At 70.5% G+C, this 18,188-nt stretch carries 21 protein-coding genes; 14 read left to right on the top strand and 7 right to left on the bottom strand.

Annotated elements, in window-relative coordinates; genetic code table 11:
• The first annotated feature begins 6 nt into the window (after positions 1 to 6).
• The 4 genes from WJU27_RS08695 (at position 7) to WJU27_RS08680 (ending at position 2,779) form a co-directional block, all read left to right on the top strand.
• Positions 7 to 876, top strand: a complete 870-nt coding sequence (locus WJU27_RS08695) for an SDR family oxidoreductase (RefSeq protein WP_296810341.1) — start codon at positions 7 to 9, stop codon at positions 874 to 876.
• Between the two features lie 92 nt (positions 877 to 968).
• Positions 969 to 1,337 (top strand): four-helix bundle copper-binding protein, encoded by a 369-nt coding sequence (locus tag WJU27_RS08690; RefSeq protein WP_341421855.1) that lies wholly within the window; start codon positions 969 to 971, stop codon positions 1,335 to 1,337.
• Positions 1,338 to 1,448: 111 nt separating this feature from the next.
• Entirely contained in the window at positions 1,449 to 2,240 is a 792-nt protein-coding gene (locus WJU27_RS08685) for a hypothetical protein (RefSeq protein ID WP_341421854.1), read from the top strand.
• A gap of 2 nt (positions 2,241 to 2,242) precedes the next feature.
• Entirely contained in the window at positions 2,243 to 2,779 is a 537-nt protein-coding gene (locus WJU27_RS08680) for a PRC-barrel domain-containing protein (protein WP_341421853.1), read from the top strand.
• A gap of 28 nt (positions 2,780 to 2,807) precedes the next feature.
• On the opposite strand, the gene WJU27_RS08675 is transcribed toward WJU27_RS08680, so the two are convergent.
• Positions 2,808 to 3,761, bottom strand: a complete 954-nt coding sequence (locus tag WJU27_RS08675; protein WP_341421852.1) for an SDR family oxidoreductase — start codon at positions 3,759 to 3,761, stop codon at positions 2,808 to 2,810.
• Between the two features lie 405 nt (positions 3,762 to 4,166).
• Between WJU27_RS08675 and WJU27_RS08670 the strand changes: the two genes are divergently transcribed.
• The 5 genes from WJU27_RS08670 (at position 4,167) to WJU27_RS08650 (ending at position 6,113) form a co-directional block, all read left to right on the top strand.
• Complete coding sequence (locus tag WJU27_RS08670) at positions 4,167 to 4,613, top strand: CBS domain-containing protein (protein ID WP_296810357.1); 447 nt, start codon at positions 4,167 to 4,169, stop codon at positions 4,611 to 4,613.
• Positions 4,614 to 4,768: 155 nt separating this feature from the next.
• On the top strand, positions 4,769 to 4,927 hold the full coding sequence (locus WJU27_RS08665) for a DUF1328 domain-containing protein (RefSeq protein WP_304003062.1): 159 nt from the start codon (positions 4,769 to 4,771) through the stop codon (positions 4,925 to 4,927).
• A gap of 12 nt (positions 4,928 to 4,939) precedes the next feature.
• The gene (locus WJU27_RS08660) at positions 4,940 to 5,299 is read left to right on the top strand and encodes a BON domain-containing protein (protein ID WP_341421851.1); all 360 of its coding nucleotides are present in this window, start codon (positions 4,940 to 4,942) and stop codon (positions 5,297 to 5,299) included.
• Between the two features lie 33 nt (positions 5,300 to 5,332).
• Positions 5,333 to 5,650 carry a BON domain-containing protein gene (locus tag WJU27_RS08655; protein WP_296810365.1) on the top strand — a complete coding sequence of 106 codons (318 nt, stop codon included), beginning with the start codon at positions 5,333 to 5,335 and terminating at the stop codon, positions 5,648 to 5,650.
• Between the two features lie 61 nt (positions 5,651 to 5,711).
• Entirely contained in the window at positions 5,712 to 6,113 is a 402-nt protein-coding gene (locus WJU27_RS08650; RefSeq protein ID WP_341421850.1) for a CopD family protein, read from the top strand.
• A gap of 33 nt (positions 6,114 to 6,146) precedes the next feature.
• On the opposite strand, the gene WJU27_RS08645 is transcribed toward WJU27_RS08650, so the two are convergent.
• Entirely contained in the window at positions 6,147 to 6,716 is a 570-nt protein-coding gene (locus WJU27_RS08645) for a DUF2231 domain-containing protein (protein WP_341421849.1), read from the bottom strand.
• A 12-nt stretch (positions 6,717 to 6,728) separates the two neighbouring features.
• Here WJU27_RS08645 and coxB point away from each other — a divergent pair, with 12 nt between their 5' ends.
• The 4 genes from coxB to WJU27_RS08625 are packed head-to-tail and all read left to right on the top strand — an operon-like array spanning position 6,729 to position 11,048.
• Positions 6,729 to 7,421: a cytochrome c oxidase subunit II gene (coxB, locus tag WJU27_RS08640; protein WP_296810371.1), complete on the top strand. Its 693-nt coding sequence runs from the start codon at positions 6,729 to 6,731 to the stop codon at positions 7,419 to 7,421.
• Positions 7,397 to 9,940 (top strand): cytochrome c oxidase subunit I, encoded by a 2,544-nt coding sequence (ctaD, locus tag WJU27_RS08635; protein WP_341421848.1) that lies wholly within the window; start codon positions 7,397 to 7,399, stop codon positions 9,938 to 9,940. Before coxB ends, ctaD begins: the two co-directional genes overlap by 25 nt.
• An 11-nt stretch (positions 9,941 to 9,951) precedes the next feature.
• Positions 9,952 to 10,263 carry a hypothetical protein gene (locus WJU27_RS08630; protein WP_341421847.1) on the top strand — a complete coding sequence of 104 codons (312 nt, stop codon included), beginning with the start codon at positions 9,952 to 9,954 and terminating at the stop codon, positions 10,261 to 10,263.
• Positions 10,263 to 11,048 (top strand): cytochrome c oxidase assembly protein, encoded by a 786-nt coding sequence (locus WJU27_RS08625; protein ID WP_296810381.1) that lies wholly within the window; start codon positions 10,263 to 10,265, stop codon positions 11,046 to 11,048. Before WJU27_RS08630 ends, WJU27_RS08625 begins: the two co-directional genes overlap by 1 nt.
• Before the next feature lie 7 nt (positions 11,049 to 11,055).
• On the opposite strand, the gene WJU27_RS08620 is transcribed toward WJU27_RS08625, so the two are convergent.
• The 4 genes from WJU27_RS08620 to WJU27_RS08605 form a co-directional block, all read right to left on the bottom strand.
• The gene (locus WJU27_RS08620; RefSeq protein ID WP_341421846.1) at positions 11,056 to 14,271 is read right to left on the bottom strand and encodes a DUF748 domain-containing protein; all 3,216 of its coding nucleotides are present in this window, start codon (positions 14,269 to 14,271) and stop codon (positions 11,056 to 11,058) included.
• Positions 14,268 to 15,248, bottom strand: a complete 981-nt coding sequence (locus tag WJU27_RS08615; protein ID WP_341421845.1) for an AI-2E family transporter — start codon at positions 15,246 to 15,248, stop codon at positions 14,268 to 14,270. Before WJU27_RS08615 ends, WJU27_RS08620 begins: the two co-directional genes overlap by 4 nt.
• A 92-nt stretch (positions 15,249 to 15,340) precedes the next feature.
• Positions 15,341 to 15,712, bottom strand: a complete 372-nt coding sequence (locus WJU27_RS08610) for a hypothetical protein (RefSeq protein ID WP_341421844.1) — start codon at positions 15,710 to 15,712, stop codon at positions 15,341 to 15,343.
• Positions 15,713 to 15,773: 61 nt separating this feature from the next.
• Entirely contained in the window at positions 15,774 to 17,129 is a 1,356-nt protein-coding gene (locus WJU27_RS08605; RefSeq protein ID WP_341421843.1) for an NAD(P)/FAD-dependent oxidoreductase, read from the bottom strand.
• Positions 17,130 to 17,347: 218 nt separating this feature from the next.
• Here WJU27_RS08605 and WJU27_RS08600 point away from each other — a divergent pair, with 218 nt between their 5' ends.
• The gene (locus tag WJU27_RS08600) at positions 17,348 to 17,755 is read left to right on the top strand and encodes a TraR/DksA family transcriptional regulator (protein WP_341421842.1); all 408 of its coding nucleotides are present in this window, start codon (positions 17,348 to 17,350) and stop codon (positions 17,753 to 17,755) included.
• Between the two features lie 15 nt (positions 17,756 to 17,770).
• On the opposite strand, the gene WJU27_RS08595 is transcribed toward WJU27_RS08600, so the two are convergent.
• Positions 17,771 to 18,142 (bottom strand): ChaB family protein, encoded by a 372-nt coding sequence (locus WJU27_RS08595; RefSeq protein WP_341421841.1) that lies wholly within the window; start codon positions 18,140 to 18,142, stop codon positions 17,771 to 17,773.
• Positions 18,143 to 18,188: the final 46 nt, after the last annotated feature.

The following is an 18,188-nucleotide window of genomic DNA, read 5'->3' as shown; positions in this document are numbered from 1 at the left end:
AGACCCGTGATCAATGGCAACAACCTGGCAGGTGGTGTGCCCCCGCAGGAGCAGGACGTTCAGCCGGGGCAGGAACGGCCGATGCAGCCGCCGCCGCGCGACATGATGGAGGACTATCGCGGGGCGGCGAAGCTGCGTGACCGCGTGGCCATCGTCACCGGCGGCGACAGCGGCATCGGTCGAGCGGTATCGGTCGCGTTTGCGAAGGAGGGGGCGCACGTGGTGATCGCCTACCTGGACGAACACGAGGACGCACAGGCCACGCTGGCCGAGGTCGAGGAGCAGGGGGTGCGGGGTCTTCTTCGCGCCGGCGACATCGGCGACGAGGGCTTCTGCCGCAAGCTGGTGGACGACACGCTGGAGCACTTCGGCCGGCTGGACATCGTGGTGAACAACGCCGGCGAGCAGCACCCGCAGCCCAGCCTGACCGACATCACGACGGACCAGCTGGAGCGCACCTTCCGCACCAACATCTTCGGCATGTTCCATCTGACGCGTTTCGCGCTGCCCCATTTGAAGGAAGGCGCCTGCGTCATCAACACGACTTCGGTCACCGCCTACCGCGGCAGTCCGCACCTGATCGACTACGCGGCGACCAAGGGCGCCATCGTGTCGTTCACCCGCTCGCTGTCGGCCGCGCTGGCGAAGCAGGGCATACGCGTCAACGCGGTCGCACCGGGGCCGATCTGGACGCCGCTGATCCCGGCGACCTTCGACAAGGACGAAGTCGCGTCCTTCGGAACCGACGAGCCACTGGGCCGGCCCGGCCAGCCGGAGGAGGTGGCACCGAGCTACGTCTTCCTCGCCAGTGCCGACTCCAGCTACATGACCGGGCAGGTGCTGCATCCGAACGGCGGCGCCATCGTCAATGGCTGATCCGGAGCCGCGCACGCCGCGGCCGCGGGGAAACGGGCACTGCCGTTTTCGCATGTCGGCGCTGCGCCGGCGATCAACGTGAAGGGAAATCCATGGAAACGAATGACGCGACGGCATCGAGCGCAGGCGCGCCGCTGGCGACTGAAATGCAGCGCTGCATCGACACCTGCTACGAATGCGAGCGCATCTGCCTGCACATGGCGACCGGCCATTGCCTGGCGCTTGGCGGACGGCACGCCTTGCCCGAGCACCTGAGCACCATGCTCGTGTGTGCGCGGATGTGCGGGACGGCTGCCGAGGTGATGGCGATGAATTCCACCCTTCACCGGGAGGTGTGCGCCGTCTGCGCCGACCTGTGCGATGCCTGCATCACCAGTTGCCGCGACCTCGACGACATGGACGCCTGCATCGAGGTGTGCGAGCGCTGCAAGACCGAGTGCGAGGCGATGGTCGACGCCTGATCGGGCACAGGTCGGCGCCACCGCACCGCTTTTCGGTCGCGCGCGGAACGCCGATTGCATGAATGGACTGCCCCTTTCGGGGCATCCCATCCCAATCGCAAGGAGCGAGCCATGGAAACGAGAACCGTTGAATCGATTCAATTCGGAGCCGAGGCGATGCCGCCGCACAGCGGCATACACTGGAGCGCCGTCTTCGCCGGACTGGCGGTCGGTCTGTCGGCCCACCTGCTGATGATGCTGATCGGCATCGCCGCCGGTTTTGCCGTGTATGGCACCGGCGAGCGCCCGGACGGCGGCAGTATTTCGATGGTCGCCGCCAGCTGGAACACCTTCAACATGCTGGTTTCCGCCTTTGTCGGCGGCTATGTGGCGGCGCGCTGCTGTGCGCTCAAGCGCGGCTCGGACGGCCTGCTGCACGGCATCGTGTCGTGGGGGGCGACCATGCTGTTCTTCGCCATCCTGACCGGTTCGCTGACCGGCAACGCGGTCACCGGCGCCTTCGGTGTCGCCTCGGTCCGTTCGGCAGCGGTGGCCGAGGGGGCGGCACCGTCGTCGATCGGCCAGCTCATCGACCGCGTCAATGCCGGCGACCGTGAGGGCGCGGTGGCGCTGATGCGCGATCGCTTCGGCCTCACCGACGAACAGGCGCAACAGGCAGTGGATGAAGCGATGGCCATGCTCGGCCCGGACGGCACGCGTACCGCCGAGGGTCTGAACGACGCCGCGAAGACTGCGTCCATCGTCAGCACCTGGCTCAGTGTGGCGATCCTGCTGTCGCTGCTGTCTGCCGCAGCCGGTGGCGCGCTGGGTGCGCGCAGCACGCGCAAGCGTTCGCTTCCGCGCGTGCAGACGACGCGCGCTACCGTGTACAGCGACGGGCATCCGTCGCCGATGCGAGGCTGAGCATGGCGCAGCCCGGACCTCTGGAGGGTGGTCCCGCCGGACACGGGCCAGCGCAGCCGCTTGAGCCCGGCGAAACGACGTCGATCGGCAGCGACCCGCCCGGCGCAGCGGGTGATGCGCTGCCGGGCAGTGCGACGACCGTCGGTCGCGACGCCGGCGGCAGCGGAGAGCGCTCCGCGTCGGCGTCGTCCCCGGCGTCGTCACGTCTGCTCGATCTGACGGCGCTCGTCGGCGCCACCGTGCACGGACCGGCGGACGCGACGCTGGGCCACGTCAGCGCCGTGCTGGCCGACCCGCATTCGGGACGACTTGCCTACCTCGTGCTGACACCGCTGCCCGGCCTGATCGACGGGCCTCGTGCCATTCCGTGGTCGGTGGTCGTCGCCCATCTGGCCGACGGAGCGCTGCATCTGCCCTACACCGCAGACACACTGGGCATGGCGCCGGCCCTCGTCAACGGGCGCGTTCCGGACGACGATGGCGACTGGGTACAGCGGCTGCACGAGTTCTTCGGATGTCGCCCTTACTGGGTCGCCTGAACCTTGCAGCGGGGCGGCGGCCGGCGCCTCAGCTGCCGCCGTGTCTCGACAGCAGCGTATAGAAGCTGTACTCGCGCACGCGTCCCTGTTCGCCGCCGCGTTCGTCGCCATCGTCCCCGCAGGGCGCGTGCAGCGCACCGCGGCGGGGACCCGCTGCGGTCCGGCCGCTGCGCTGCTGGCGCAGCAGAACGCGTGCGGCATAGCGGTCGGAGGCGTGGGGCAGCATGAAGCTGCCGGTGGCCAGCAATCGCGCCGGCGCGCCGACGTAGATGTCGCGGCGCGGGTGCGCAGCCGCGTACAGCAGCGCTTCGGCGACCACGTCGGGTGAGTACACCGGCCCGGGCAGTTGCGGCTCGACGTCCATGAAGTTCGCCGCGTGACGCGGCAGCGGCGTATCGACCGACGCCGGCTTCACCAGGGTGAGCGACACCGGTGTGCCATCGGCTTCGAGTTCGGCGCGCAGCGAGTCGGTGTAGCCCCGCACCGCGTGCTTCGATGCCGCATAGGCCGCCTGCAGCGGCAGGCCGGCGTCACTCGCTTCGCTGCCGACATTGATCAGCGCACCGCCGCGGGTCTTCAGCGTTTCGAGCGCAACCACGCAGCCATGCACGGCACCCCAGAAGTTCGTTTCGAACAGGCGGCGCATGTCCGCCAGCGGGACGTCGGCGTAGGGGCCGAATATCGATACGCCGGCGTTGTTGATCCAGGTGTCGAAACCCCCATAGGCATCGATCGCCGCGCGCGCGATCCGGCGCACTTCGTCCAGATGTCCGACGTCGGCGATGACCGGTGTGACCGCGAGGCCGACGTCGCGGAACCTGCCCGCGATCGCGTCGAGCGCGGCGCCATCGCGCGCGGCGATCACCACCCGGGCGCCGCGCTGTGCAGCCATCCGCGCGGTCGCCAGGCCGATGCCGCTGGAGCCGCCGGTCACCACGATCACCTGCTCGGCGACCGGCTTCAGCACGAGGCGGCGCGTCATGTAGAGCCCGCCGCCGGCAGGTCGGCAGGCAGCGGCCGCAGGAAGAGCGGGCCGCGAGCGATGACGACGACACGCTCCGGTTCGGGCGTCGGCAGCGGTTCGCGTACCGGACTGTTGCCGGGTTCGGGATCGATTACCGGATTCGGGTCTGGCACCGGTTGTGGCGGTTGCGGCGGTTGCCCGGGCGGGGGGTCTCCCGGCACGGGGGGTGTCGGATCGGGCTGGTGTGCGTAGCGGCCGATGCCGACGTCGTGGGGCGCTGGCTTTCTCATGGTTGTGTCCTCCGTGGAATGGACCGACCTATGCGCAAGCGGCGTGCCCCGGTGGCACCGGGCATCGTGCTTGCAGGTCGGGGAGCGTGCAGGCGAGGAACTGCGTCAACCCATTCACTGAAGGAGACAGGACATGCAAGTGCGTGAAGCGATGACGAGCGACGTGAAGCTGGTGGATTCGCACCAGAGCATCCAGGACGCGGCGCGAATGATGTCGGAGTGCAATGTCGGCTCGCTTCCGGTCGGCGACAACGGACGGCTGGTCGGCATGATCACCGATCGCGACATCGCGATCCGGGCGGTGGCCGCCGGCAAGTCGGCGACCACCGAGGTCGGTCAGGTGATGAGCAAGGAGGTGAAGTACTGCTTCGAGGACGAGGACGTGTCGCACGTCGCGCAGAACATGGGCGACATCCAGCTGCACCGGCTGGTGGTCCTGAATCGCGACAAGCGGCTGGTCGGCATCGTCGCGCTGGCCGACATCGCGAACTGCGAAGGCGCGGGTACGGCCGGCGAAATGGTGTGCGGCATCTCGACGCCGGAACAGTCCGGCAGCCGTCGGGCGTCCTCCCATCACTGAGCCCGGGGCGCCGGTAAGGCTTACACCGGCGCGCAAATTTTTCACCGCGGTTCCGCCCCGGGTGACAGCGTTCGCCCGGACGCGGTCCGCGTGACAGGTATGCGGATTGCTCGGCGGAGGAACCGGGCGCGTGCCGACAGCGGAGCGGAGTGATCATGCTTTATTACGCAGCCATCTTTCTGGTTATTGCCATCGTCGCCGGCCTGTTCGGCTTCGGCGGCATTGCCTCAGGTGCGGCGGGGATCGCCCGTCTGCTGGTCTACATATTCCTGATCCTCTTCGTCGTTTCGCTGGTGTTCGGCGTCCTGCAGTAGAGGAGATTACGAATGAAGGTCCATTCCATTCTTGCCCCGGCTCTCGCGGCGCTGGTGTTTGCCGGCTGCGGCGAGCGACCGGATGCACCGCCGGCGGACAGCGCCACCGTGCTCGAACCTTCGCGGCCGTCCACCGCCGAGGCGGTGCCGGCGCCCGCCGACGGCGTGCTGAAGACGCGCGTCGTCGAGGCGCTGCGCCAGGACAGCAGCCTGAACACCGACTCGATGATCGTCGCCGTGCGCGAAGGTGAGGTGAAGCTCAATGGCGTCGTGCCGGCGGAACAGATCACGCGCGCCGACACCGTGGTGCGCAAGGTCGACGGCGTGCGCGTCGTGATCAACGCATTGCGGCCGACCACGCCGTCTTCATGACCTGGCAGTTTTCCCAACCTGAGGATTATCACGATGAAGAAGAACGGACAAACCTTGCTCGCCCTCGCTGCACTGCTGGTCGCCCTGGGTGGCTGCGCAGCTTCCGGAACCGGAAAGTCGACCGGTGAGTACATCGACGACGCGACCATCAGTACGCGGGTGAAGGCGCGACTGATCGAGGACGACCAGGTCAAGGCGCGGGAAGTGTCGGTCGAGACCTATCGCGGCGTGGTCCAGCTGAGCGGCTTCGTGTCGTCCGAGGCGGAAGCGGCGCGCGCAGTCGAACGTGCGCGCAGCGTGCCCGGCGTGACCGGCGTGAAGAATGACATCCGTATCAAGCCTGCTCCCTGACCGGACGCCGGATCGCTGATCGGCCGGCAACCGCGGTGGCCGGCTGACAAGGAGAAGGCGCGTGCTGCTGCTGAAGGCTGTCCATCTGGGTGCATTGATCTGCTGGACCGGCGTGCTGCTCTACCTCCCGGCACTGCTGCATGGACTGGCGGGGCGGGACGGTGCGCTGCTGCATCTGCGTTTTGCGCGCCTGGTGTTCGTCGCCGGCGCGACGCCGGCGGCGCTGCTCGCCATCATGAGCGGCACTGCGCTCTTCGTCGCCGATACGATCGTCGCACCGTGGCTGGTGCTCAAGCTGTGCCTGGTGGCGGGCGTCGTGCTCTGCCACCTGGTGTCCGGCCTGATGATCCTGCGCGCCGAGCAGGTATCCCCGCCTACCGGGCGGTATGCGTCTACGCTCGGCGTGCTCACCGGACTGCTGGTCGGCGCCACCTTCTGGCTGGCGCTCGCCAAGCCCGTCTGAGATCCGGAGATGACCGTTGCCGCTGCCGCTCTTTCAACCGTCCCCGGACTGCGCGATCGGGTGCACGACGCCGACCGCGTGCTCGTATACCAGTCGTCCACCGAGCCAGGCGGCAAGACCGGTTGCGACCGCGGTGCCCAGCGACAGCGCAAGTGCTGTCCCGGGCTGCCGCGCATGTTCGCCGGCGAAGCGCAGAAGCCAGTTGTAGGTGGCGAGCGACAGCAGCATGACCGCGGCAAGGGCATGCGCCCAGGCGCTGATCTTGTCGCGGATGCGCCGGACCGCCAGCAGGTCGAACAGCCCAACCGCACTGGCAATCCAGCCGCCGCCGGCGCCGACGCCGGCAAGCCAGACGCCGGCGCGCATCCAGAACGGATCGCGGGTGTACAGCCAGGCGAGGTCGGTGGCCACCAGGGCGAGCAGGGCGGCCACCGGGAGGTGGATGAGCATCGGATGCAGCGGGTGTTTGCCGAGGGCGGCGCGGCTGTGTATCGGCTCCTGCGATTCGGGCGGAAGGCGGTCCGGCGTGCCGTCCGGCAGTGTCGCGTCCGGCGCGTGGTGGCGCGTGTCTATCGGTGGTGCGGGTGGAAGCGGTCTGCTCATCCGGTCGTCCTCGTGCTGGGGCGGAAATCGCTGGTCTGCGCAGGCGCGCTGCCCGCGGTCGCCGCTGCGGTCGAGGGACCGCTGTCGGTCCTCGATCCGGCGGGGCCGGCGGCGCGCGAAGCGGCCCTGCTGTGGTGGTGGATGCTGCTCGTCGCGGTGCTGGTGTGGGCGCTGGTGTGCGGGCTGTGGCTCCGCGCCAGTCGCCGTCGGCCGACGGCCGCCCGCTCGGCACAGCAATCCTCGGGCCTGCGCTGGCTGCTGTTCGGTGGCGTGCTGCTGCCCGGTGCGAGCATCGCGGCGCTGCTTGCCTGGGGCATTCCCGCTGGCCAGCGCATGGCCTACGCCGACACTGACCCGCCGGCCCTGACGATAGAAGTGAGCGCGCGGCAATGGCAGTGGGACGTGCATTACCCCGACCGCGGCGTCCGCCTGGTCGACACGCTCTATCTCCCGGCGGGTGAGGTGGTCGACATCCGGCTCGGCAGTGCAGACGTGATCCACTCGTTCTGGATTCCCCGCCTCGGCGGCAAGATGGACGCAGTGCCCGGCCGCATCCACCGGCTGCGTCTGCGCGCCGACGAGCCGGGCGAGTACCACGGGCAGTGTGCCGAGTACTGCGGCATCGATCATGCGTTCATGAGGTTGCGCGTACAGGTGCTGTCGCCGCAGGCGTTCGCCGCATGGATGGAGGCCGCGGCGCGGTGAGCGGGGATTCGACCGAAAGCCTGCACGCGGAACTGCACGCCGCCTGGGCGAACGGACGCGGCTGGCGCGCGCCGGTGACGGTCAGCCACGGCGCGCTCGGCCTGCGTTTCATCTACACCGGAATGGGTTTCTTCCTGTTCGGCGGCCTGCTGGCCATGCTGATGCGCGCCCAGCTGGCGCTGCCCGGCCGCGTGTTCATGCCGCCCGACGTGTACGCGCAGATGTTCACGCTGCACGGCAGCGTCATGATGTTCCTGTTCGCCACGCCGGTGATGGAAGGGCTGGCGGTCTATCTGCTGCCCAAGATGCTGGGCGCGCGCGACCTCGTGTTTCCCCGCCTGTCCGCCTTCGGCTACTGGTGCTACCTGTTCGGCGGCCTGATCCTGATTTCCAGCCTGTTTCTCGGCGTCGCGCCCGACGGTGGCTGGTTCATGTACCCGCCGCTGACCGGGGCGCACTACAGTCCCGGGCCAAATACCGATGTGTGGCTGATCGGCATCACCTTCGTCGAGATATCGGCGGTATCGGCCGGCGTCGAGCTGGCGGTGTCCATCCTGTACGCCCGGGCGCCCGGCATGAGCCTCGACCGCATGCCGCTGTTCGCCTGGTACATCCTGGTCATGGCGCTGATGATCGTTGCCGGCTTTCCGCCGCTCATCCTCGGCTCGATACTGCTGGAGCTGGAGCGCGCAGTCGGCCTGCCATTCTTCGATCCGACGCGCGGCGGCGACCCGGTGCTGTGGCAGCACCTGTTCTGGCTGTTCGGCCACCCCGAGGTCTACATCATCTTCCTGCCTGCGGCCGGCATCGTATCGACGCTGGTGCCGGTGTTCGCACGCCATCCGCCGGTCGGCTACCGCGCCGTCGTGATCGCCGTCATCAGCACCGGCTTCATCAGTTTCGGGCTGTGGGTGCACCACATGTTCGCGGTCGGCATGCCGCTGCTGTCGCAGGCCTTCTTCTCGGCGTCCAGCATGCTGGTGGCGATCCCCACCGGCGTGCAGGTGTTTTCGTGGCTGGCCACGCTGTGGCGCGGGCGACCGGTCGCCCACGTGCCGATGCTGTGGCTGGGCGGCTTCCTGTTCATCTTCGTCGCCGGCGGCCTGACCGGCGTCATGCTGGCGCTGGTGCCCTTCGACCTGCAGGTGCACGACACCCATTTCGTGGTCGCCCACCTGCACTACGTGCTGGTCGGCGGCATGCTGTTCCCGCTGATCGCCGGCCTCTATTACTGGCTGCCTCACTTCTCCGGCCGCATGCCCTCGCTCGCGCTCGGCCGCTGGGGCTTCTGGCTGGTGTTCGTCGGCTTCAACCTCGGCTTCCTCTTGATGCACTGGACCGGCCTGCTGGGCATGCCCCGCCGCGTGCACACCTACGCGCCCGAACTGGGGTGGGACCTGCCCAACCTGCTGTCTTCCATCGGTGCTTTCGTGATGGCCGGCGGTGTGGCCTGCGTGCTCGCCGACCTGCTGCTGCACGCGCGCTACGGCGCGCCCGCGCCGCCTGATCCGTGGGGTGCGGATACGCTCGAATGGGCGATGCAGACGCCGGCGCCGGCGTACAACTTCGTCAGCCTGCCGACGGTGAGCAGCCGTCATCCCCTGTGGGACCAGCCGGATCTGGCGAGCCGCCTGCAGCGCGGCGACGGTCTGCTGGCAGGAGCGCCCGGGGGGCGGCGCGAAACGCTGGGGTGCGATCCGGTCAGCGGCGAGGCGCGCAGCGTCATCGTACTGCCCGGCAATACATGGTTGCCGTTCGCCGCTGCCGCGGTCATCGCCGTCGTCTGCATTGCGCTGCTGACGAAGGCCTACATCGCCGCCGCCATCGCCGCGGTGGCTGCGCTCTGCATACTGCTGTGCTGGTCCTGGCAGAACGGCGTGCACCCCTTGCCGGACGACAGCCTGGCGGCCGGGCTCCCCCTGCATCCGGTTGCCGCCGATGGACCCGGGCTGCGCGGCATGGGGCTGACGCTGGTCGCCGACGGCGCGCTCTACCTGTCGCTGCTGTTCGGCTGGTTCTACCTGTGGGTGGTGCCGCCGTCGGCGGTCGCGCTGCTGTGCCGCAGCAGCGGGTTATGGGCGAGCGGCTCCCCGGCATCGCTGCTGCTGCTCGTGGCCGCAGCGTGCGCGACCGGCGCTGCGCTGGCGTTGCGCTGGTTGGCGCGCCGCCTGTGCCGGGGCGAAGGCCGGCGCCTGTTTGCCGGCGTGCTGGCGGCGGCGTTGCTGAGCCTGCTGGCGGCGGGAGCACTGGCTGTCGGCTGGCGCCAGGCCGGACTGGCGCCGACCCTCGATGCGCGCGACGCGGCGGCGGCGGTTGTGCTCGGCTGCAATCTGGTCCACCTGCTGCTCGCGGCCATCGTGCTCGCGCTGCAGGTCGCACGGGTGCGCTGTGGACGGGTCGGCGTGCATGCGCCGTACGAGCCGCGCGTGGCCGGACTGCTGTGCGGCTACAACGCGCTGGCCCTGTGGGCGGCATGGGTGGCGCTGGTGCCGTTTCCGCAGGCCTGGGGCGGCACGTGATGGCGGGCCGCGTGGCGTATCAGGTGGCGCTCGGACCGTTGCTCTGGGGCGGCTGGTTCGTCGCGCTGTATGCCTTGCACGGTCTGCTGTGCGAGCACCAGGTCGACGAGGGCGACGTGCGCCTGAGCCTGTTCGGACTGACCGCATCCGCGGTGCTGGCGTCGGCCGTGCTGGCCGCGCTGTGCCGGCGGCATGCGCGCGACGCGGCGCTGGTGCCGGCGTTGCGCTTCACGGCGGCGCTGGCCGGCGGCCTGCATGCGGTGTCGGCCGTTACCATGCTGGTGATCGCCGCACCGCTGTTCGGGGTGGCGCCGTGTACCTGATGCGGGTGCTGCTCGTCGCGGCCTGGTCGCCAGCCGTACTGGCGCATGCCGAGGCCGCCCGCGGCGCAGAAGGTGGGGCGACCGAAGTCGTCGGTGCGCTGGTGCTGGCCGCCGTCTGGCTCGCCTATCTGGCCGGTGCGCGGCGCCGGCGTGCGCCGCGGCGCGCCGTCGCCTGTTTCCACGCGGGACAGCTCACCGTGCTGCTGACCGCCTTCGGGCCGCTCGATGTTCTCGCCGCTGACAGCGCAGCGCTGCACATGACGCAGCACATGTGCTTCATGCTGGTCGCGGCGCCGCTGTGGGTGCTGGCCAATCCTCTGCCGCAGTTCCGCGCGCTGGCGCGCGGCCGCCCCGCCGGCCTGTGGCGACTGCTCGCGCGCACCGGTCACGCGCCGGCGGTCTGGGCAGTGGTGCACGGCGCCACCCTCTGGTTCTGGCACGCGCCCGGGCCTTACCGGCTGGCGCTGGCCGATCCGTGGTGGCATCTGGTCGAGCACGCGAGCTTCCTCATCACCGCGGCGCTCTTCTGGGCGTCGTCCTTGCATGCCTATCCGCAGGCGCGCGGCGCCGCGGTCGTCGCGGTGGCGGCGACGCTGATGCACACCGGGCTGCTCGGCGCGCTGCTGACGCTGGCGCCCTTCCCGCTGTATGGACGCGGCAGCATCGAGGACCAGCAGCTGGCCGGACTGCTGATGTGGGGACCGGGCGGGCTGTTCTATCTTGCGGGCGGCGCCTGGATTGCACAGCGCTGGTTCGCCTTGCGGCACGGGCCGCTGCGTGGGTGAATGCCGGTCACGGCGCCGGCCTTGCGTCGATACCCTGCAGTTCGACGGCGACGCCGGGGTGCGTGCCGCTCGTCTCGGCCGGCGCGGAGATGTCGACGCGCGCGGCGTCCAGTCCGTGCATGTCCAGTTGCCGGCGCACGGCCTCGGCGCGCTGCTGCGCCAGTGCGGCGACCGCGTCGGGCGGCGCCTGCTGCCGGTCGGCCAGTTGCACGAACAGCGCGCGGTACCATGCCGCCGCGCCGTCGCCCTTGTCTGCGGAGGTAGCCTGCGGCATGCGCGCGGCGTGCAGGCGGACCACCACCCGTTGCACTGCCGGGTCACCGAAGTCGAGCAGTCCGCCGTCGTCGGGCACGCCGGCGAGCTGCGCCACTTCGCTGCGCAGCGCGGCTTCGCGCAAGGCCTGTCCGTCGAGTTTCTCGTCGTAGGCCGGGCGCAGGCGCACACCGAGGCCGGGGCGCTGCACCAGCGCGTCGGCCAGGCGGCCGAGCTTCTCTGTCTCGCCGGTCGTCAGACGGCTGCTGCCGGGGTCGAACTCGATCGCGCCGGACAGTTCGTCTTCGCCGCCGAGCAGCCGGCCGAGCATGCGGAATGGTGCGCCGACGATGCGTTTGACCGTGTTGTCGATGGCGTCCGCAACGACGCCGCGGTAAAGGATGCGCGCGTCGTCGACCTTGCCGCGCACCGGCACCTCGACCCGCGCCCGGCCGTCGCGGTCTTTCAGCAGCGCCAGGGCCAGTTCGAGGCCGCTGTCCTTGAGCCCGCCGGCACGCACGCGGTCGCCCAGCTTCACGTTCTGCAGCGTCACGACGTTCAGACCGTCCAGTTCGCGATCGCGGATGCGGTAACGAAGGTCGAGCCAGAGCTTGCCGGCGGCGATCTTGCGTCCGGCGAAAGTGGCGCTGTAGGGCGACAGCAGCGGCATGTCGATGTTGTCGAAGCGCACGTGCAGGTCGGTCATGTCGGCCAGTGCCGAGGGTCGCAGGCGCCCCTGGGCGCGGGCCTCGCCGTTCGGCCGGATGCGGCCGTGCGCCTCGATCGTGGCTTCACCGTCGGGCCGGTTGTCGACGCCGAGCAGCCGCGCGTTCACGTCGGTCACCCCGGCGGAGAAGGGCAGCACAAGGCTGTCGTCGGAAAAGTCGAGCGTGCCGCGAACGATGTCGAGGCGCTCGATGCGCATCGGCACCCGCGCCGGTGACGCGCCCGCCGGCCCGCCGCCGGCGGATGCCTTGGTGAGGCGCACCTGGCTCAGGTTCAGCTGGCGCGATTCGTCGATGGCTATCCGTCCTTGCGCGTCTTCGAGCGTGAGACGGGCGAGGTGCAGGGCGCCCGGCTGCCGCTCCAGGCGGCCGTGGGTCCGCACGCCGGCGGCTTTCAGCAGTGTTTCGCCGCTGTCCGGATCCTTCAGGTGCAGATCGGAGAGCGCGGCCCGGCCATCGACGCGCAGCGCGGGTCGACCGCCGTGCCGCAGTCGCAGGTCAGCGTCGAGTCGCCGCGCCGACAGGTCGAGCGGAGAGATGCCGCGCAGCAGCGGTGTCATGCGGTCCAGCGGTAGCGCATCGATGCGCAGCCGCGCGTTGGCGCCGCTGCCGTCCTGCCGGGCATTGCCGTCGACGCGCAGGCGGCCGTCGCCGGCACGCAGATCGGCGCTGTAGGACACCGGTGTGTCGGCGCCGCGCGCCAGACCACTCACCGTTGCCTGGCCTTTCAGCGTGATCAGCGTCGTCTTACGCTGCGCTTCGGCCAGCTGCAGCGTGAGCGCGTTCAGCGCCAGTTCGTCGATGCGGTAGTCCCAGCCGGCGCTGCGGCCGGTGGCGGGCGACCGACGGCCGCCGGCGCCGGGTGGGGCCATCAGAAGAGGCCGTCCGCGGGCATCGAGCTCGACCTGCAGCAGCAGGCCGTCGATGTCGACGCGGCGGACGGACAGGCGGCGTGCCGCGCTGTCGAGGTGGGCCCCCTGCAGCGCCAGTGCCGACGCGCCAATCGGCGCTGCGTCGGCCGCCCGCAGGCGGGCGCCGGCGAGCACCGCGTCGATTGCGCTGGCCGATATCGCGGCCGGCGACGTGGCAATGTTCAGTTGCAGCCGGCCGGTCACGTGATCGGCACCGACGCGCAGCGGCACCCTGAGGTCCTCGTAGCGCAGCGCCAGCTGTTCGGCCGACGTATCCGCCAGTTCGATCCGCCACGATGGCGCGTCTGGCGACGCTGGGGCGGGGCCGGTCAGACCGCTCCAGTTGAGCCGCCCGGCGGCGTCGCGGAGTACGTTCAGCTGGCCGGACTGCAGGCGCACGCCATCAAGGTGCAGGCGACGCGCGCCCGCAAGGCATCGCCCGCCGGCGACCGACAGGCGTTCGACCGCGAGCAGCGGCGCGCCGCCATCGACCGGCGTCAGTTCGAACGCGCGTGCCTCCATCTGCAGCGCTTCGAGCACCAGGGTCTGTCGCAGCGGGGCGCTGAAATCGATGCTGTAGTGGGCGCGGGCGTCGAGGCGCCCGCCGGTGACGCGTGCCGTCGAGGCGGGTAGCAGACGTTGCCACCAGAAGCCGGTGCGCACGCCGCTCAGCCACAGCCTGCCCTGACTGGCCAGCGCAGCCGGCCCGAACTCACCGTCAAGTTCGAGCAGGCCGTCGTCCGGCAGCGGCGCATGCACGCGGAAGCGCGCCGGGGCGGCGCCGACCGCCGTGGACAGGTCCGTCATGTCGGCACGCGCGTCGCGCAGCACCAGCGCTTCGGTGAGCGGGCCGGCGCGTACGCTGAGCGACTGGAACGTCAATGTCGTGCGCGCGATGTCCACCGGCGGCAGACGCGGGGTGACGCCTGTCTGCCGCGACTTCGTCGCCGGGCTGCCCGGCTCGGCAGCGGGTGCGCGCTGGACGCGGATGTCGACGCCATCCAGAGTCAGTTGCGACAGCTGCCAGCGGCGCGCGAGCACGCTGTGCCAGGCGATGTCGGCGTGGAGCCGGCCGACGTCGGCCGCGACGCCGGCTGCCGCCGACGACAGCGCGACGTCGCGTGCTTCGAGCGTGAGCCGGAACGGGTGGATGGACAGCTGGCCGATGCGTAGCTCGATGCCGTGGCGCTGCAGCATCTGCGGCAGGCGGCGCTCGACCTGCGCCGGCAGCCACAGTGCGAGCAGCGCGGCGTAGAGGGCAAGCAGCGACCCCAGCACTGTGACCAGCAGCAGCGCCGCGCGTCGGTAGCGGTGGCCGGCGCGCGCTCCGCTCATCTGCCGGCTCCGGCGGCGGCTTCGCTGCCACGCACGATGACGAGCAGGGAGGCGGCCAGCGGCGTGGCGAACAGCACCCCGAGCGCGCCGAACAGCGCGCCGAACAGGAGCTGCGCCGATATGGTCGCCACCGGCGGCAGGTGCACGCTGCGGAAGTCGATCAGCGGCGACAGCAGGTAGTTCTCCGCCGCCTGCACCGCAACGTAGAGCAGCGCCACCGACAGCGCAGTGGACGGGCTGACCGCGAGCGCGACGATCAGCGCCGGGCAGGCCGCCAGAGCGGGGCCGATGTAGGGGACAAAGTCGAGTGCAAAGGCGATCAGACCGAGCGCCAGCGCCAGCGGCATGTCGAGCAGCCAGAGGCCGATGCTCACCGCCACGCCGACCAGCGACATTTTCAGGAAAGTGCCCAGCAGCCAGCTGCGCAGTGCATCGACCAGCAGGTCGATGCGCTCGGCGGCCTGACGGCGGCGTGCGGCCGGCAGCAGTTGCAGCAGGCCGCGGCGATATACCTGCGGCGTGGCCGCGCCGTAAAGTCCCATGAACAGTACGACGAGGAAGCCGGCGACGATGCCTATCGTGTTCGAGAACAGGCCGCGCAGACCGGGCAGCCACAGTTCGCGATCGGGCACCAGCGTGCGCAGGTTCTTCTCGGACAGCAGTACGCGCGTCCAGTCATAGAGCTTGAAGCGGGCGCGCATCTGTTCCCAAGCCTGCTGCAGCCGCGGCCCGAGCTGGTCGATCTGGGTTGCCGCTTCGGCGCCGAGCAGGGCGAAGCCGAGGCCGAGCAGCGTCAGCATGGACAGCAGCACCACGGTCAGCGCAACCGGGTAGGGCAGTCCGGTGTGCCGGCCGAGCAGCGCCGACAGACCATGCAGGAAGATGCCGAACAGCACACCGGCGAAGATGAGCAGCAGCACGTTCGCGAGGTTCTCGATCAGCAGCGCCGCGGCGAGCAGCGCGACGCCCAACAGCACCGGCCGCGTCAGAAGAGGGGCCGGCGCGTGCCGCTCCGCCGGGTACGCTGCGCGGGACGGCAGCTGGCGCCGCCCGGGCAGCCGCTTCGCCCTCATGCGTTCAGCCGCCTAACGCGGTCGGTCACGATGCGACGGTCGGCACCGACCGGCATGGCAGGCCGCAACTCGCTGCAGACGCCGATCATCCGCAATGCATGAACCGACTGCGGCGCGTGAGCCGGCGCCTCGCGAGAGCGCGCTTCGTCGACACCACCGCCGGCGTCGGACGGCGACACGCCGTCGGCACTGATGATGGAGCCCGCGGTGGCGCCCACCGCGCCTTCGCGCAGGCAGGGCAAGTCGCGCGCAGCGGACGCGTCGCTGGTGATGGCTGTCGGCGGCAGCGCGGACTGCGGCGCGTCACCGAACACCATCGCAGCGCACAGAAGGAAGAGTGTGCAGAGACCGGATCGCGTGGCAGGCATTGGACACTCCGTCGAGTCAGGTGAACGGGGGTCAGCAAGCGGTGTGCCCCCGGTTGCGGCGTCAGTGCAGCTTGACCCGAGGTCGGGCGCGTCGGGTCAGGCACTCGCCGAGCGTGAGCGCCGCAGTGCGCAGCGGTCCGAGCAGAACGGCGAGGTGGCGGCGATGCAGCAGCCAGTAGCCGAAGCGGGCAGCGGCGCCGCCGAATATCGTGCTGCCGCCGCCGGCGTTCAGCGCGCCCACCGCGTGATCGCGTCCGAGCGTCACCAGATTGCCGCGTTCGCGGTAATGAAAGTCGGGCAGCGACTCGCCGCGCAGCCGTCGCTGCAGCGACTCGGCGAGCAGCGCAGCCTGCTGGTGGGCCGCCTGCGCTTTCGGCGGCACCGGCGGCGCGTCCGGATCGGGGCGGCAGCTGGCGCAGTCACCGAGCGCGAACACGTCGCCGTCGCGCAGGGTCTGCAGGGTGGGGCCGACCCGCAGCTGCCGCTGCGGCGTGAGGTCCAGTCCATCGGTCTGCGCCAGCACCTCGGCGCCCTGCACGCCGGCAGCCCAGACCACCAGGTCGGCGTCGATCTGCGAACCGTCGCGCAGCAGCAACGCGTCGCGGCGCACCTCGGCCACCTGTTGACCGAGGTGCAGCGTGACACCGCGTTGCTCGAGGTCCTGCTGTGCCCGCTCGGCCACCGCCTCCGGCAAGGCCGCGAGCAGGCGCGTACCCGCTTCGACCAGCGTCAGCTGCAGGGGCTGGGCGAGTTTCTGCAGGCGCAGACCGTAGGCGGCGATGTCCGGGGCCGCGGTGCACAGTTCGGCCGCCAGTTCGACGCCGGTGGCGCCGCCACCGACGATGGCGACCTGCACCGGCCGGCCGGTGCCGAGATCGGCGCGCGCGCACAGCGCCATCAGGCGACGGTGGAAATGTTCCGCGTCGTCCGGGGTATTCAGCGACAGCGCGTGCCGCCGCGCGCCGGGCGTGCCGAAATCGTTGTCGGTGCCGCCTACGGCCAGCACCAGCGTGTCATAGGCGACCGACCGGCGCGGCGCGATCTCCATGCCCTCGTCGTCGCACAGTGCGGCCAGCCAGATGCGGTGCGGGCCGCGCTCGACCGACTGCAGCCGCCCCTGGTGAAACCTGAAGCCGTGCAGCCGCGCCTGCTGCCGGTAGTCCAGCTCGTGCTGCTGGCGGTAGCGGGTACCGGCCGCGATCTCGTGCAGCAGCGGCTTCCACAGATGAGTGGCCGCCGCGTCCACCAGCACGATTTCCGCTTCGCCGCGATGGCCTGCCGTGCGCCCTAGACGCGCCGCCAGTTCCAGTCCGCCGGCACCGCCGCCGACGATGAGGATGCGGTGGCGCTGCTGTGCCTGCCGACGCGAGGCGAGCAGGGAGGTCGGCGGCAGTGTTTCGTGCGGCAGGCGGTTCATCCGCGATCCTTCGGCAGTGTCGGGAAGGACCTTCCCTGCAACGGCCGTGCCTGCCACAGCGTGCAGCCGCCGACGCCCGGCGTTGAAAAATGTGCAGGCCGCTTGCAAGAACCTCCGCCCGGCGAGCCGCCGCGCCCCGTTCCGGCGAAGGCATCGCGCTTGCTGCGAGCTCCGCGGCCCGGACGGGTCACCCCTTCAATTTCCACGAGGACGCGGACATGACCCCATTGAGACCGGAACAGGTGGCTGCTCTCGCCGAAATGCTCGACGAGGGCGAACGCGCGCTGAAGTCGGACGTCCATGCGCACGTCGCCAACCTGCGCGACACCAGCCCGCCCGGTCTTGAAGCCCCTGCGGGCGACGCGGCGGACGTGGCCGAGGCCGGGCAGATGCGCGAGAACGACAGCGTGGCGGTGTTGCGCGACGTGCGCGCACTGCGCGACATCGAGCTTGCGCGCGAGCGCATCGACGCCGGGCTGGCCGGCGTCTGCGTCGATTGCGAGCTGCCGATTCCGTTCGCGCGTCTGCGCCTGCAGCCGGCGGCGGTGCGCTGCGTCGAATGCCAGGAGGTGCTCGAACGGCGCGGGTCGCGCCAGCCCGACGGGTCGCCGATGCTGCAGATCTGACGCGACGTGCCGGCGTCAGCGCTGGCGGGTCGCGATGGCGCGCGCCAGTTCGGCCTTGGTCATCGCCGAGCGGCCGCGCACGTCCAGTTCGCGGGCGCGTTCATACAGTTCCTGCCGGGTGTGCCCGTACAGGTCCACGCCACCGAAGCTCTCGCCGCTGCCGTGTGCTGCGCGCGGGTCGGACGGGCCGGCGTGGTCCTTCGGTTCCCAGTGGTCGCCGACCTTCTCGAAGCGGTGCTTGAGCGAGGCAAAGGCGGTGCGGCGAGCACGCTCGCCGGGGCCGTAGGTGCGTTCGGCGCTGGCCAGCGTGTGCGCCCAGGTGCGCTGCGCCTCGGGTGGCGAGCGGCGCAGCGTGGCCGGCAGTTCGGGTGTGTTTCTCTTGGGCATCGCAGTCTCCTTCGTGCGGGTGTGTGGCGGGACGGGCAGCGCGAGC

The sequence above is a fragment of the Methyloversatilis sp. NSM2 genome (genome assembly GCF_038066675.1).
Lineage (GTDB): Bacteria > Pseudomonadota > Gammaproteobacteria > Burkholderiales > Rhodocyclaceae > Methyloversatilis > Methyloversatilis discipulorum_A.
Note: the sequence above shows the minus strand (reverse complement) of the source record. Positions and strands in the feature narration are given on the sequence as shown.